Annotated in this window: 12 protein-coding genes; 7 read left to right on the top strand and 5 right to left on the bottom strand. The window is 70.0% G+C overall.

Features of this window, described 5'->3' with window-relative positions; translation table 11 throughout:
• Positions 1 to 170: 170 nt before the first annotated feature.
• Entirely contained in the window at positions 171 to 1,421 is a 1,251-nt protein-coding gene (locus MXD95_RS15215) for an ABC transporter substrate-binding protein (protein ID WP_250641281.1), read from the bottom strand.
• 760 nt (positions 1,422 to 2,181) lie between these two features.
• Between MXD95_RS15215 and MXD95_RS15210 the strand changes: the two genes are divergently transcribed.
• Together MXD95_RS15210 and MXD95_RS15205 are read left to right on the top strand one after the other, a co-directional pair.
• Entirely contained in the window at positions 2,182 to 2,682 is a 501-nt protein-coding gene (locus tag MXD95_RS15210; RefSeq protein WP_250641280.1) for a hypothetical protein, read from the top strand.
• Between the two features lie 361 nt (positions 2,683 to 3,043).
• Entirely contained in the window at positions 3,044 to 3,892 is an 849-nt protein-coding gene (locus MXD95_RS15205) for a hypothetical protein (RefSeq protein ID WP_250641279.1), read from the top strand.
• Between the two features lie 191 nt (positions 3,893 to 4,083).
• Here MXD95_RS15205 and MXD95_RS15200 read toward each other — a convergent pair whose 3' ends face one another.
• Positions 4,084 to 5,256 (bottom strand): LLM class flavin-dependent oxidoreductase, encoded by a 1,173-nt coding sequence (locus MXD95_RS15200; RefSeq protein ID WP_250641278.1) that lies wholly within the window; start codon positions 5,254 to 5,256, stop codon positions 4,084 to 4,086.
• A complete protein-coding gene (locus MXD95_RS15195; protein WP_250641277.1) occupies positions 5,256 to 6,599 on the bottom strand; it encodes an NtaA/DmoA family FMN-dependent monooxygenase in 1,344 nt (447 codons plus the stop codon). Before MXD95_RS15195 ends, MXD95_RS15200 begins: the two co-directional genes overlap by 1 nt.
• 659 nt (positions 6,600 to 7,258) lie before the next feature.
• Between MXD95_RS15195 and MXD95_RS15190 the strand changes: the two genes are divergently transcribed.
• Positions 7,259 to 8,251, top strand: coding sequence for an alpha/beta hydrolase (locus MXD95_RS15190; RefSeq protein ID WP_250641276.1), 993 nt, complete (start codon positions 7,259 to 7,261; stop codon positions 8,249 to 8,251).
• Positions 8,252 to 8,305: 54 nt separating this feature from the next.
• Here the strand turns inward: MXD95_RS15190 and MXD95_RS15185 are convergent, their stop codons facing one another.
• Positions 8,306 to 8,512, bottom strand: coding sequence for a BTAD domain-containing putative transcriptional regulator (locus MXD95_RS15185; RefSeq protein ID WP_308301499.1), 207 nt, complete (start codon positions 8,510 to 8,512; stop codon positions 8,306 to 8,308).
• 133 nt (positions 8,513 to 8,645) lie between these two features.
• On the opposite strand from MXD95_RS15185, the gene MXD95_RS15180 reads away from it, so the two are divergent.
• Complete coding sequence (locus tag MXD95_RS15180) at positions 8,646 to 9,563, top strand: alpha/beta hydrolase (RefSeq protein ID WP_250641274.1); 918 nt, start codon at positions 8,646 to 8,648, stop codon at positions 9,561 to 9,563.
• A gap of 38 nt (positions 9,564 to 9,601) precedes the next feature.
• Here MXD95_RS15180 and MXD95_RS15175 read toward each other — a convergent pair whose 3' ends face one another.
• The gene (locus tag MXD95_RS15175) at positions 9,602 to 11,089 is read right to left on the bottom strand and encodes an MFS transporter (RefSeq protein WP_250641273.1); all 1,488 of its coding nucleotides are present in this window, start codon (positions 11,087 to 11,089) and stop codon (positions 9,602 to 9,604) included.
• 99 nt (positions 11,090 to 11,188) lie between these two features.
• Between MXD95_RS15175 and MXD95_RS15170 the strand changes: the two genes are divergently transcribed.
• The 3 genes from MXD95_RS15170 (at position 11,189) to MXD95_RS15160 (ending at position 15,328) form a co-directional block, all read left to right on the top strand.
• Complete coding sequence (locus MXD95_RS15170; RefSeq protein ID WP_250641272.1) at positions 11,189 to 11,827, top strand: TetR/AcrR family transcriptional regulator; 639 nt, start codon at positions 11,189 to 11,191, stop codon at positions 11,825 to 11,827.
• A 75-nt stretch (positions 11,828 to 11,902) separates the two neighbouring features.
• Positions 11,903 to 12,580 (top strand): TetR/AcrR family transcriptional regulator, encoded by a 678-nt coding sequence (locus MXD95_RS15165; protein ID WP_250641271.1) that lies wholly within the window; start codon positions 11,903 to 11,905, stop codon positions 12,578 to 12,580.
• Positions 12,581 to 13,669: 1,089 nt separating this feature from the next.
• A complete protein-coding gene (locus MXD95_RS15160; RefSeq protein ID WP_250641270.1) occupies positions 13,670 to 15,328 on the top strand; it encodes an ABC transporter substrate-binding protein in 1,659 nt (552 codons plus the stop codon).
• The last annotated feature ends 94 nt before the right edge of the window (positions 15,329 to 15,422 follow it).

Genomic DNA, 15,422 nt, shown 5'->3' with positions numbered 1-15,422 from the left:
GGTCGTCGATCGGGTTATCCGGGATGAGGAGGCCCTGCCCGACGCGGGTTCCTCGCCGCGGGCCGTCGGCCCGAAATCGCGCCGCACGGCCTCCGGCCTGGCCTGATCCGCCGCGACGATGGACCTGGGGTGACCAGGGCGGGAGCGGCCCGGGTACATCCGGCAGCCGGTCAGTTCCCCCGCTTGGGGACGCGGCTTCCACAGTAGTCGCGCGCGGTGGTCGTCAGGCCGGTACCGGTGGCGTTCACCGAGAGGAAGGTGTAACAGGTGGGCGACTTGCCGAAGTCCGCGTCAAAGTTGATCTCCGCGGTCAGGCCGCCGGCTGTGTAGTTCCTGACGGCGCGCAGGCCGTTGATGAAGCTCTGCCGGGTCGGGCATGGCCCGGCGGCCTGTAGGCCGCGCACCAGCATGTCCCCGATGATGTAGCCGGTCAGTGCGGTGGACTGGCTGGTGTCCTGCAGCTCGGGGGCGAAGCGCGCGAGGGCGGAGAGGTAGGTCTTGGCTGCCGGCTGGCTCAGGTCCAAGGTGGGCCCGTTGTAAATCGTCAGGCCCGCCAGCAGCGAGCCGTACTGGTCCATCAGCTGGGCGTCGGGTGCCTCGCCGGAGGCAAGGATGATCCCGGGGTTGACCCCCCGCTGCCGGAGCGCGGCGACGATCGGCGCGGCGGCGTGCGTGGACACCATGATCTGGAGGATGTCCGTGTGGTTGGCGGCGATCTGACGGATGATGCCGTTGATCTGATCCTGGCTTGGCACCTCGTCCGCGGCCGCGGAGTACACGGAGATCCCGGCGGACTCGTAGCTGTCGCGCACCTGTCCGGCAATGCTGTCCATGAGACTGAGGCCGGCGGGATTGGTGATGGCGAGGACCCGTGATCCGCCGTGCGCCTTGGCGTACTGCCCGAGCGTGGTCACGGTCTCGTCCGAGCTGGTGGGGATCTGGGAGTAGGAGAACGAGAACATGTTCCGGTACTGTGCCCACACGGACTCGATCGCGATGCCGACCACCGGAACGCCCTTGCTCGCCAGATAGGCGGCACCGCCGCTCGCGGCCGTGGACACCTCGACGATGCCGAAGTCGTTGCGGTTCTCCACCAGACGCTGGCTGACGACGCGGTTGGTGTCCAGTAGGCCCCGGTCGTCCTCCCAGTCATATCTGATCTGACGTCCGAACACCCCGCCTGATGCGTTCGCGAGATCGATCCGGGCATCCAGGCCGGCGCGCACGGAGGCGAAGGTCTCCGCCAGCGACCCGGTCTCCGGATAGATGTAGCCCGTTCTGACCTCGTTCGGCGTGACTCCAGGCGCGCTGGCGCAGGCAGCGGATTGCGATGTTGCCGCGCCGCTACGACAGGCCGCGAGCGAAGCGAGGCACAGGAATAAAAATAAAGCAGAAACTGCCGACAGCGCCCGGGTTGTCACAGCAGAGCCCCCTCGTCCGAGAAGCTCAACTTAGCGCCGACCACTGCGGTCGAGTCACAATATATGCACGAATTTTCCACAATCGGGCCGCTCTGCCGGCCTCGCGCGGTAGGAGCTCGGCCCTGTGGGGTGCGGGGCGTGGCGGGCGCGGACGACTCGGGGCGCCCCGGTTCCCGTGCACCTGGTCGGCCCCACCGGACGCGGCTGGCCATGAACCGCGTCGGCATCGGCGCCGGGTCGTGTGTCGGTTGACCGACACACGTGCCAGTCCGCACGCGGACTGGCACGTGGTCACCACCACGGTCCGCCCCGGCCACGGGATGGTTCTCGGTAAGCAGTATTCGTATTCGCTGGATTGTTCTGCCGGCCGGGCGGCGGAAAGAAATACGAGGATATCGCCGCATCTGGACCGCCGTTCCGGCGGGCGGCCCGGGTCGGTGGCCGGGTCGGAAGGAGAGCGGGTGCATCGACCGGCTGGCTTCGTTGCCTCATTGTGCGCACTCGATTTGATCGGCGCTAGTGGCAAGGGCTGCACATTGCACGGAGGGGCGCGGTCAGGTATCTGACAGAGTGGTCGCGTGTCCGCACGCCACGCGGGGCGGCCGGTGCTTTGACGGCGCGTTTTCCATTGGCTACGTTGGGCCACGCCTGCCAGGGGGAACTGCGAGGAAACCTGTCCGGCGACGTGTTCGGAAATTATGGCGTCGCTGCCCTGTGGAGACGATGTGTCAGCGGCACTTGACTGAAGGGGAATCCTTTCATGAATATCTCGGGTTTTGGGCGCACGGCGCGGGGAACGGCTGTTGCTTTCGCGGCCGCGTTCGCGGTCATGGGTGCCACGCCGGCGTTCGCGGCGGGGTCCGCGACCCAGTTCAACGACGCCAAGATCAACATTCAGGGCGGTAGCGGGGCGTCCCTCACGGGCTGCCTGAACTACGCCCGCGGGTCGGCCCGTAACCACGTGCGGCCGCGGTCGAACTACTGCCGCAACGTCGCGGATGCCTCCGGTGGAACTGTCCACCTGAAGAACGTCAGCCTGTTCGTCGACCAGGAGAACGACGGCGGGCCTGGCCGGTCGTACAACAACGCGTCGGTCAACATCAGCGGGGGCGATTCGACCGCCATCGCGGCCTGCGTGAACTACGTGCAGGGCACCGCGTCCGAGGCCCAGGCCAACACCTGCCGCAACAGCGCGACGTCCAACGGTGGCAACGTCACTCTGGACAACGTCGACCTGACCCTCGTGCAGACGAACACCTGAGCAACGGATTGACTGAGTAATCGAGTTCGGCTTCGGGCGGGTGGGGTGACTGGTTCCCGCATCCGCCCGACGCCGTGTGTGGTCTCATTTCTCGGATCTGAAATGCCGTGATCCGCGAGAACGGCAGACCACGACCTTACCGTTTCGAGAAGTCGGAATGCCTGCCGGCGGACCGGGGGGGCACGGAGCGCGCTCCGCGGGCAGTTCCGGACTTTTCACACCTACCGTGGTGAGACCGCGTCGGCGGATTTCCGGCCGGGGACGAACGGGTTCGTCGCTGCCGGAGCATCCGGTCGGCGTTGACGACCCGACGACGTCATCGGTGGCGGCCCCGCCGGCGGCGGCCTCGGAGAGGAACGACATGGGCGCCAGTGCGCTCACTCGGCTGCGTGTGGTGATGACCGCCGCGGCCATCACCCCGCTGCTGAGCGTCGCGTTCGCCGGAGCGACAGCGGTCCCCAGCTCCGCTGCGGACGCGGATATCAACATCGTCGGCGGCACGGCCACCAGCGCCGTGGTCTGCGGCAACGTCGCCGAGGCCCAGGCCCTGGCCGCGCAGCGGCGCATCACCCTCCAGCGCAGCCGGTGCAACGCGAACGCGGCCGGCGGCGACGTGGCGCTGCGGGACGTCGAGATCACCCTGCCCAGCAGCGGTGGAGGCGGCGACGACGACGCCCTGGCCAGGCTGGCCGGCGGCGGGACCTCGGCCTCCGCCGCCGACACATGCGCTCGCCACCGGCCTGCCGGCTCGTCCGGCGCTCGCCAGCGCAACGAGTGCTCGTCGAGCGGGCATGGTGGGCAGCCGCGACTCGACAACGTCACGCTGGTCAGTCACCGCGCCGACGGGAGCACCACCAGTCGCCGTATCGCCAACCTCGCCGCCGCGCTGCCGGCGCGGGGCACCGCGGGTGCCGCCTGCCGCAACGTCAACGCGGATCCCGACCGGCAGGAGGACGACTGCGACGGTAGCGGTACCGGCGGGGCGTGGAGCCTGCGTAACGTCGACGTGCTCACCCACAACGCGGACGGCACCACGTCGACCCGCCGCGGGATCAACGTCACCGTCCGCGGTGGCGACGCGACGGCATCCATCTACTGCTTCAACGTCGTTGACGGCACGAGCCGGGTCGTACAGGTGAACATCTGCAAAGCGGCAGCAAAGGCCGGCGACGCGACCCTGAGTAACGTCACCATCCACAGCTACTCCTGATCCGGCGCGGCCCGCCGACCGACAGCGCCGCTTGGAGCATGGCGGAGGTGACCCCGACCTCCGGACGCCGTCTCCGGACGACGAGATCGCCAGACTGGGTGGCATCCCGGTCCGTTTCAGCGGCTCTGGCTCGAAGTCGCGCGGCAGGGGAACCGAGGAACACCACGATTCCTGCCGCGCGGCGCTGGAGTTCAGGCGGACCGGTCAGGCGACGCGGACGCCGACGCCGCCTCCCGCGGCACCGCCGCGGGGTCGGGAACGGACCCGGGATGCGGAATCGGGGCCGCGGGCGCCGGGCGCAGGCCGGCGGCCAGCGCCAGACGCCGCAGCGAGTCGCGGCGATCCTCGGGGTCATGGATGTTGGAGATCGCCATGATCTCGTCGGCGCCGCTGGCGTCGGCGAGCTCCGCGAGCCGGGCGGCCACCCGCTCGACGCCACCGGTGACGTCGCCGCGCGCGTCGAGCGTCTCCCGCTTGGCCAGCTGGGCGTCGGTGAGCCGGCGGGCGAGCGCCCGCTCGACGGACTCCAGGGGGCTTGGATTGCCGGTGAGGTAGTCGAGTACGGCGAGTCGCTCGGGGGCGGCGAGTGCCGCGGCGTGCTCGTCGTCCTCGCCGACCCAGACCCGCACCGCGAGGATCGCCGTCGGCCGGTCCGCCTTGGCACCGGGGACGTCAGCGCCGGGGACGTCGGCGTCGGGGGCATCGACACGGAGCGCACCGACACGGGGCACGAAGGACGCGCGGTAGGCGCGCAGCGCCTCGATCGCGACCGCCGGGTCCTGGTAGACGCCGAGGAATCCGTATCCGAGGCCCGCCTGACCCGCGAGCCTCGCACTGCGCACACTGGCGCCGAGCAGGAAGACCGGTGGCAGTGGCACGGCCGCCGGTGACGCGATGAGACCGCGGTACGGGTCGTCGGCGGGCAGGTCCCCCCGCCCGCCGACGGCGAGCAGCTGGCGCAGGTGTTCGTCGAACCGGTCCAGGCCGTCGGGGGTGCGCAGCAGCGCGTCGCGGGTGGGGTCGTCGCCCGTCCCGGTGGAGCGACCGATCCCCAGGTCGATCCGTCCCGGGTACAACGCCTCGAGGGTGCGGAACTGCTCGGCGACGTGCAGGGGGGAGTGGTTGGGCAGCATGATGCCGCCCGAGCCCACCCGCAGCCGGCTCGTCCGCTCGGCGATGTGCGCGATGAGGATCTCCGGAGCGGCGATCGTCATGTTGCGCACACCGTGGTGCTCGGCGACCCAGTAACGGGTGTAACCGAGTTCGTCGGCGAGCTGGGCGAGCGCGACCGAGTGCCGCAGACTCCGCGCTCCAGGGGTCTCAGCGGAGGTGGGACCCTGGTCGACGAAGGAGAGCGCGACCATCAGAGGCTCCGCGCCAGCGGCCGGCGGGTGGCGACGTCCGGGATCGGGAGACCATAGTGCTCTCGCAGCGTCGTTCCTCGATACTCCGAGCGGAAGACTCCACGCCGGGTGAGGATCGGCACCACGTGGTCGACGAAGGCGGGCAGCCCGTCGACGGTGACGTCCGGCATGAGCGTGAACCCGTCGACCAACCCGGTGGTGAACCAGGTCTCGATCACGTCGGCGACCTGTTCCGGGGCACCCGCCGCGACGATGTGCCCGCCACCGCCGCCGCGGCGGATGATGTCCCGCACGGTGTGTCCCCGCGCGGCGAGGCGGGCGTAGGGACGGGCGTGCCCGCGGACGTGGACCAGGCTCCCGCGCAGGACGTCGGGGACGGGGCGGTCGAGGTCGAGCGCGCCGGCGGGCAGGCCGAGCTGCGCGGCGACGGCTCGCAGCGCGCTCTGCGGACCGGCCAGCTCGTCGAGGCGCTGACGCCGGGCGAGCGCCTCCTGTTCGGTGCCGCCGACCGAGGTGACGAGACCGGGCAGGAAACGCACCGCGTCTCGGGGGCGGCCGAAGCGGGCGGCCCGGGTGCGGACGATGTCCAGCTCGGCGCGGGCCGTGTCGGGGTCGACCACGGCGGTGAACATAGCCTCGCCGGTCCGGGCGGTGAGGGTGCGCACGTCGTCGGACACGCCGGCGTGGTAGATCACCGGGTAGCCCTGCTCGGACGGGGGCAGGCTGAGTGGTCCCCGTACGCTGAAGAACTCCCCGTGGTGATCGATGGGGCGGATCAGGCCCATGTCGGCGTAGCGGCCGGCCTCCACGTCGGCGGTCAGGGCGTCCGGCGCCCAGCTGCGCCAGAGGTCGAGCACCACGGCGACGAACTCCTCGGCCCGCGCGTACCGCTGCTCGGCGCTCGGCTCGTCGGCGACGAAGTTGCCCGAGACGCGCGGGCCCGAGGTGGTGACGGCGTTCCAGCCGGCCCTGCCGTGGCTGATCAGGTCCAGGGCCCGGAACCGGCGGGCGATGTTGAACGGCTCGTTGAACGTGGTCGACGCGGTTCCGACCAGCCCGATCCGCTCGGTGACGACGGCCATCGCGGTGAGGATCAGCGTCGGCTCGAGGCCGTTGAGCAGCGGGTAGTCATCGATGTCGGCGTGCAGTCCCGGGACGTCCGCGAGGAAGATCGAGTCGAGTCGTCCGCGCTCGGCCACCTTCGCGACCTCGAGGTACCCCTCGATCCGGGCGAACGCCAGCGGATCGGCTCCAGGCCATCGCCAGGCCCCCGGATGATGGCCGGCGGCCACCGGATGCACGCTCAGGTGCAGCTCGCGCCCATGCAGATCCGATGACGACACCAGGTGGCTCCTTGGGATCTCGATGGTCGTAGGGAATGTCGGTGGCCGGGAATCCCGACGCGGCGGGCCATGCGTTTCCGCCCACGCGCGACACGGCGCCCACGGACAGGACAGGGCCCACGGACAGGACAGGGGAGTACGGGCCGCGATGGTGAGGCGTCACGTCTCGGATTGCCCGGCCAGCTGTGGACGGCGGAGGCCACGTAGGCTCGGGTGCCCGTTTCGATGGAACGACGAACGGCCGCGGCGAAGGCCGGGTCCAGACACCATGTGCGGCCGGCTCACCACCCCCCGGGACGCCCCTGGACGTCCTGCGCTTGCCAGCTGACCGGTCAACCGTGGACGCAGCATAACGGCGTGGTGCTCCGGTTTGCAACAGGGTAGGTGACCTCGAGGGGAGCCGGTTCCCGCCGTCCTGACGCGGGCGTTGGAGCTCAGCTAATGGAGCCGGCCGCGCGAAGCCGTACTCGGCGCGAGCCGAGAGCCGCACCGCCGCTGCGTCCCTGGCCGACCGTCAGATGGCCGACGATCTGACAGAATCGGCCGGTGGATGCCTTTCTGGTGGGCCGGTTCCCCTTTGTCCGCAGGTGGCACAGCCCGGATGTGGCTCCACCGCTCCCGGCCTCGTCGTCGGCCCTGTCGGCGCTGGTGGACTGAGGATGGTCAGTACTCCCGCCAGTCACCGTCCGTCTACTCTCGACCCGGAGCTTGTCACTGTGGCCGAGGTTCTGCGCAGCGGGCGTCCTGACGCCCTCGCCCGAACCCGGGAACAGGCCCAGGAGCAGCTCGCCGCGCGGCTGCCCCTGGACGAGCTGCCGCCGGTCGACGCGGTCGACCTGATGGCCCCTGCGGATTTCCCGGTTCCTGTACGGCTGTTCCGTCCGCGCCGGCGCCCTTCCAGACTGCCGGTCCTCGTCTGGATACACGGGGGCGGGTTCAGAGCCGGCAGCGCGGCGGCGCTCGACCCGTTCTGCGCACAGATCGCGGCGCGCCTGGACATCGCCGTGGCGAACGTCGAGTACCGGCTCGCCCCCACGACTCCCTTTCCCGGTCCGTTCGACGACTGCTGCGCCGCACTCCGTCACGTGTACGACCGCGCGGATCACCTTGGTCTGGACGACCGGCGGATCGCGATCGGCGGCGCGAGTTCCGGCGCCGCGCTGGCAGCTGCCAGCGCACTGTGGGCGCGCGACGACGGAGGGATCCCGCTGGCATTTCAGCTGCTTGACGTCCCACTCCTCGACGACAGGCTGACGAGTGGTTCCATGACCCGATTCGTGGATACCCCGGGCTTCACCCGGGCCGGCGCGCTCGCGGCCTGGACGGCCTACCTGCCGCCAGATCAGCGCCCCGGTGACCCGGACGTCTCGCCCTTCGCGGCCCCGGCCAGGTCGGCGGACCTTGCCGGGCTGCCCAGCACCTACCTCGCCACCATGGAACTGGATCCGGCCCGGGACGAGGGAATCCAGTTCGCTCTGCGGCTTCTTGCCGCCGGAGTCAGCGTCGAGCTGCACTCGTATCCCGGAGCTTTCCACGGTGCGGAGACCTTTGCTCCCTTGTCGGCCGTGTCCCTGCGGGCGGCCGAGGAGCGGTTGCGCGCGCTGGCCCGCGGGCTCCGCGTCGAGGTGGACGCACGGGTGCGACTCACGTGATCCCGCAATCCGACCAGGTACTGGCGGCGAATGTCGGTCGCTGCCGAGTACGAGTCAGTCGCTGACGAGTATCGCCTGGTGAAGCTCTCGGACCGCCCGACCGGGCTCCAGGCCGAGCTCGGTCGTGATGGTCTGCCGGGCGGACTTGTAGACCTCCAGAGCCGCCGCCCGTCGGCCGCTGCGGTGCAGCGCCAACATAAGCTGCTGGTAGAACACCTCGTGTAGGGGGGCGGGGCCAAATGGTCGTAGCGACGCTTCGATACGATGATCGTGTTGGCGTCGAGGGACTGGATGGTGGATGGGCCGGCGATGAGATCCTGGTCAACGCAATCGCTCCAGGGTTTCTCGACTCGGGCCTGGGCACCGCGTTCACCCGTTCCGACCGAGGAAACCGATGACGCGCGACACAGCGAACCGGGTCGAGGGAACAATCGCCGAACTGCTCGCCGCCCGGGGAGAGGAGAGCCGCCGGCCGCTGGCTGACCCGGCGCCGCTTCCCAGCACGGAGGAGCTGGACGTCCGCAACCTCGAAGCATACGACCCGGACTCCGGACTTCGGGTTCCGGTCCGCCGCTATGGCCCGCGGGGGCAGGACGAGCCGCTCCCCGCGGTGCTGTACCTCCACGGCGGGGGATGGGCCATCGGCAGCATCGACATGCTGCACCCGTGGGTGGCGCGGCTCGCGGCGGATCTCGGCGCGGTCGTGTTCTCGGTCGGTTATCGGCTCGCTCCCGAGTACCCCTATCCGGCCGCGCTTCAGGACTGTCTCGCCGTGCTGCGCTGGGTGGCGGCGCGGCCGGCGGAGCTCGGCGTCGATGCCGGCCGTATCGCGCTCACCGGGGTCAGCGCCGGCGGCGCGCTGGCGGCCGGGGCCTGCCTGTGGATCCGTGATCATGGCGGCCCCCCGGTGGTGCTGCTGCACCTGGTGACACCGTCACTCGATGACCGGGACGACACCGAATCACGGCGCCGGGACTGGGGACCCACCGAGCTGAGCCCCGTGCTGGTGCGGGAGTCCTGGGACGGCTATCTGGCCGCCGTGACGGGAGAGGTTCCGGGGACGGCCGCCCCCGCCCGCGCCGCCTCGCTGGTTGGCCTGCCACCCACCTTCGTCGCGGTGGGCGAGCGCGACGCCGTGCGGGACGAGGCGCTGTTGTTCGCCTTCCGGCTGGCCGCCGACGGCGTGCCGGTCGAGCTGCATCACTTTCCCGGCGTCGCGCACGGCCTCGCCGGACAGGTTGCCCCGGGCCTGCGCCGACGGATCGACGAGACCGTCCTGGCCAGCCTGCGGGAAGCGCTCTTCGACGCGTGACCCGCACGGGCGCGGGCTGCCGGCGCCTGTGGGCAGGGTCAGGACTGCAGGCTGTGGGGTCGGCCGGACGGCAGGCCTTCGTCGCTGCCGTCCGGCTGGGCCGGTGGCGCCGCCGCGGGGGCCGGCCTGCGGCGCGGGCCGAACCAGAACGCGAGCGAGGTCAGGATGCCGAGCACGGCGGTGGCGGAGATCCAGGTGAACACCCGGGAGAAGGCGTCGGTCGTGGACCCGGAATCCTGGGTGAAGGGCAGCAGGAAGATGGCGATGCCGATGAGGCCGCCGACGCTGATCGAGGTCTGTACGATCCCGGCCGTGATCCCCGTGTCCTCCGGCGCCGCACTGGACAGAACGATGATGTTGAACGGGACGACGGACAGCCCCACCCCGAGCCCGATGATGACGATCTGGGGCAGGACGCCCGTGGCGTAGCTGCTGCTGTCGTCGAGGCGGCTCAGCCAGATCATCCCGATGAAGATCAGGACGAGACCGATGACACCACGGACCCGAAGATCGACTTTTGCCAGGTACTTGGTGATGAACTGGGCGCTGACCAGGATGGCCGCCGCGAAGGGAACCAGGGCAAGGCCGGTCTCGATCGGGCTGAGGTGATGGGCGGTGTGCAGATACTGGGACAGGAAGAACAGGAAACTGCCCAGCACGGTGGCGAGCAGCAGGAGATTCACGATGCCGCCCAGCCGGTTGCGGTGCGCGAAGACGCGCCCGGGCAGCAGCGGCTCGGACGACCGGGAGTCCACGGCTGGCAGCACTGCGAACAGGATCGCGGCGGCCGCCAGGGGAACGATCGTCCAGGTGTCGCTCCACCCGGCATCGGCCGCGTGCACCAGGCCGTAGACAGCGGCGGTCAGGGCCGCGGTCACCAGGGCGGCGCTGGAGGTGCCCAGGGAGCGCTCGGTCCGCACGTCGTCGCGCACGCCGAGCACCCGCAGCGCGACGACGAAGATGACCAGGCCGATCGGGACGTTCACCAGCAGGCTGTATCGCCAGCTGCCGGCGGAGGTCAGCGCGCCACCGAGCACCATGCCCGAGGCCGAGCCGAGCGCGGTGATCGTTGAGTAGAGGGCGAAGGCCCGCTGCCGGCGCTCCCCGTCGGACAGGGTGGTGAGCAATGCCAGGGCGGTCGGGCCGGCGATGGCGGCGCCGACTCCCTGCAGTACTCGGCCGACCAGCAGCACGGCCACGTTCGGGGCGAGCCCGGCGAGCAGTGACGCTACGACGACGAGGCCGATGCCGGCGATGAAGACCCGCCGGTAGCCGAACATGTCACCGATGCGGCCGGTGACCAACAGCAGTGACCCGAAGGCGAGATAGAAGCCGTTGAGGATCCAGGACCCGGTCGTGATGCTCACGTCGAAGTGCGACTGGATCGCGGGAAGTGACACGTTCATGATCGTGCCGTCGAGCTGGAGCAGGTACTCGGCGCCGACGATCGCGGCCAGGACGAGCCCCCACGCTTTCGGGGTGCCCGTCTCGCTCCCGGCCGCGCCGGGGCTGGCGTGCGTACTCACGAGGTTGCCTCCGCGGGGGGCCGGGGGGTAAATCGAGGATCGCTCATGTTCTCGGTATGTAACATGAGGATGCCTCGGGATGTCAATCAGGAGATGACGATGACACGTACTGCGCGTCGTCTGGCCACGCGGCCCCGGCGAGCCGACGGCCAGCGGAACTACGATGCGGTCCTGGCCGCGGCCCGGGAGGTGTTCGCGGTCAGGGGCGCGGCGGCGTCGCTGGAGGACATCGCGAACAGGGCGGGAGTGGCGATCGGCACGTTGTACGGCCACTTCCCGAGCCGGGAGGCGCTCATCGAGGCGGCGACCAGGGACGGTCTTGCCAAGCTCGTCACGTATGCCGAGCAGGCGGCCGAGTTTGGCCCGCCTGACCGGGCACTGCTGGGTTGGCTGCGGCGGGCGGTCGAGTACTGCAGCACCTACCGTGGCATGGTCGAGGTCGTGATCCGCGGCAAACATGACGAGAACGCCCTGCACGATGCCTGTGAGGCGATGTTCCGATGTGGCGCTGACCTGCTCCGGGCGGCCCAGGCCGGCGGCCGGGTGCGCGCCGATCTTGACCCGGTTGAGCTCTTCGACCTGATCAGCGCGGCGGCCTGGGTACGCGAGACCTCCCCGCCTGGGCGGGACGGCAGCATCCGGTTGCTCGCGCTGCTTGAGGATGCCCTCCTGCGCCAGGCACCCCCGCCAGCGTCACTGGACCCGCACCCGGGGCAGCCGGCTGGCCGCCACGAGTAGGTCGTGTCGAGCGAAGGAAGTACATAGGCTCGTTGCGAGGGTCGCTACACCCGGACGGGGGTCAGGGAGGATCGCATGGTCGACCAGGCGAACGGCGCGCAACGGCCGATGCGGTCGCATGCCCGCCGCAACCGGGAGCGCATCCTCGCGGTGGCCCGCGACGCTTTCGCCAGCGGTGAGGGGGACATCTCCCTCAACGAGGTGGCCCGTCGGGCCGGCGTCGGGACGGGCACGCTCTTCCGCCACTTTCCGAATCGGGACGCGCTGCTGGAGGCATTGCTGCACGACCGCACCGAGGCGTTGTGTGCCGAGGCCGAACGGCTGCTCGGCGCGCCCGAGGTGGCCGCGGCAACGGCGCTGTTCGACTGGCTCACGGATCTCGTCGACCATGTCGCCGCCTATCACGGCGTCTCGGCGGCGCTGCTCGCCGCAGGGGAGGAGGACTCCGCCCTGCGCAGCTCGTGCCGGGCCGTCGACCTCGCGGCCGAGTCCTTGTTGCGCCGGGCGCAGCACGCCGGAGACGTCCGCGCCGACGTCCGGCCGGACGAGCTGATCTCACTGATCGGCGCGCTGTCCTGGGTGAAAGAACAGGCGCCCGACCGGGACGCGCACGTGCGTGTGCTCCTGGCCGTCATGTTCGACGGCCTGCGGGCAAGCCCGCCACTGGGCCGCACGCACCGTGACCCGGTCGGGTCCCTGAGTGTCGCCGACTCACTCCTGCCCGCGGGGGCTGGGCAGCAGGCCGCCCTGTGAGGCGCGTGAGCCCGACGGCGGCTCCACCCTCGCAACCAGGGCCGTAACCCTGCCCGCACCGTGTTGCAAACCGGAGTACCACGCCGGTATGCTGCGATCTGCGACAGACCGGCAGGCGGGGGGGCAATACGGTGGGTGACGATATTTTGTCCTACGGCAATGGCTCGTCCAGCCATATCCTCGACAGCCCCCGTTCGCCGGCGGTCGATTTCTTCCGTCGTCGGCACGTCGACTTCGGCACCGTGGTGAGTGCCTCCTGTCCCGCTTGTCCCGCTCGCTCGCTCTGAACCACCCCGCCGGTCCTTGGGCGTCGCTCCAGAGCGCGGCCACGGTCGTACGGCCTGCGGGAGAGGATCTTCGTCCCGCGGCCTCGGGTGGCGTCGACGTCCGCTACTGACTCCACTGCTGCGATTCCGTCGCCACGCCATGCTCCGGGTCTGGGCTGGGGAACCAGCGGCGGGCATCGCCTCCGCCGATAGTCCGAGCTCACAGTTTTCCTGCTGCCGCGTGTCACCGTGGTGCCGGGAGCCCGCAGTTCCAACAGAGCCCTTCTCCACCTGCCCGACCAGGGCTGGAATCTCCTCGACATGTGGCCGCCGACGTCCGCATGGGCCCTTCTGCGTAGCTCGCTGAGTGGCGCGCACCACGGCTTGTCGCTCTGTGCTGTCACTACTCTGCCCGCGCCGAGCCACGCTCTGGCCGTCTGTCGGGTGCCTTACGGCCCGACGGACCCGGCCCCGGAAACGCCCTGCCCCGCGTCCGGTGTGCCCGCGATTCCCGCTCCCGTGCCCGCCCGAGCGCCTTTACTCAGCCCGGCGCGCCGGTTTCGCTTCCACCAGATGGATACCCGTTCCAGGGCTGCATCGACGGGGAGCAACTGCAGAGTAAATCGGCGGCCCCGAAGCCTCAGGGCCGCCGACATCCACGGGTTTCCCACGGCTTACCGGTACCGCCCGTGAGGCGACTCGGCGAATCCCGGGTGGCCCGCTTCCGGGTCGGCCCGAAACTCGAACCGTACCGAACCGGATATTCATCTCCGCTCATCCCTGAATCCGACCCCCGCGACCGCACAGAACGGAATGCTCCCGCATGCCTACCCGCAGAAACTTCCTCGCCCTGTCCGCGAGTTCCGTGGCCGTGCTCGGCCTGGGGACAGCGGGGCTGGCGGCGTGCGCCGACGATTCCTCGTCGCCGGCGGCCGGCGGCACGGGTACGCCGCACAGCGGGGGGAGCATCATCCTGGCCACGACGGCCGAGCCGGACAGCTGGGACCTGCATGTCTCGGTCTCGACCCTCTCGGCGCTCACCCTGCGCGCGGTATACGACTCGCTGGTCCACCAGAAGCGGGACGGCTCCGTGGAGCCGTGGCTGGCCACGTCGTGGAAGATCTCGGCCGACGGGCGCAGTTACACGTTCGTCCTGCGCGACGACGTCACATTCCACGACGGGACGCCTTTCAACGCCGAAGCGGTGAAGGTGAACCTCGACCACGTGGTCGCTCCGGCGACGAAGTCCCGCAATGCCAAGACCCTGCTCGGCCCCTATCAAGGGACCGATGTGGTGGACGAGCACACCGTGGTCATCCGGCTGAGCTCCCCGTACTCGCCGCTGCTGAGCGGCCTGGCATCGCCGTACCTGGGTTTTCACTCGCCCACGGTGCTGCGGACCCGGGCTTCGGAGATCGCGGCGGGTGGCCGGGCACTCGTCAGCACCGGCCCGTTCGTCTTCACCCAGCTGACACCCGGACAGCAGGCGGTGTTCACCCGTCGCAAGGGCTACCGGTGGGCACCGAAGTCCGTGCGGGACCAGGGTGACGCCTATCTTGATCGGTACACGGTACAGTTTCTGACCGACGACGCCGCGAGGGTCGGCGCGCTGACCTCGGGGCAGCTCGACGTCGCCGACCAGATACCTGCCACCCGGCTCGCCCAGCTGCGCGGCCAGCCCGGCATCACGCTGGTCAGCCGGGATCAGATCGGTGCGCCCTTCACCTACGCGCTGAACACCTCCAGGGCCCCGTTCAATGACCGGAACGTACGGCTCGCCGTCCAGTCCGGCGTGGACGTCCGATCCATCACCAAAGGGCTGTTCCAGGGCGCGTACAGCAACGGGTGGTCAGCACTGAGCTCTTCCACTCCTGGCTACGACCGCTCGGTGGAGAACACCTGGAAATACGACCAGAACAAGGCGCTGAGCCTGCTTGCGAAGGCGGGCTACACCGCGACCGACTCCGCCGGCTACCGCACCCGCGACGGCCAGCGGCTGCGGGCCACTCTGGCCTATGCCGCGGAGTACACGACCGAGGAGCAGAAGAACTACCACACGGCGTTGAAGGACGCCCTCAAGCAGATCGGCCTCGAAGTGGTACTGCGCCCGCTGGCCACGGCGCAGATCATCGCGACGCTGGCCTCGGGAGATTACGATCTCGGCGCGGGCGCGGCAAACGCGACCGATGCGTCGATCCTTCGTACGCTGTTCTACTCGTCCAAGCTTCCCGGCGACGGCGGCGCGAACACCACCCGCATCCGGGACACCGAGATCGACGGCTGGCTCGACCAGGCCCTGCGCAGCCAGAACACGGCCGAGCAGAACGTGCTCTACGGCAAGGTACAACGCAAGGTCATCGCCGAGGCGTACATTCTGCCGACCTTCGTCGGTAAGCGGACCTACGGCCTGCGGAGCCGGGTTTCGGGCTTCGCGCTCGACGCCGACAACCTGCCCCGTCTGGCGGATGTGTGGGTGGGCTGAAACGTGCCCCCGCTACCCAGGGCTGCGCGAAGGTAGCTTTCGGCTACGATCAACTACGTTGAGTAAACGCCAGGTGTGATGGCTCACGCGTCGT

The sequence above is a fragment of the Frankia sp. AiPa1 genome (assembly GCF_023243075.1).
GTDB lineage: Bacteria > Actinomycetota > Actinomycetes > Frankiales > Frankiaceae > Frankia.
This window is presented reverse-complemented; position numbering and strand designations above follow the sequence as displayed.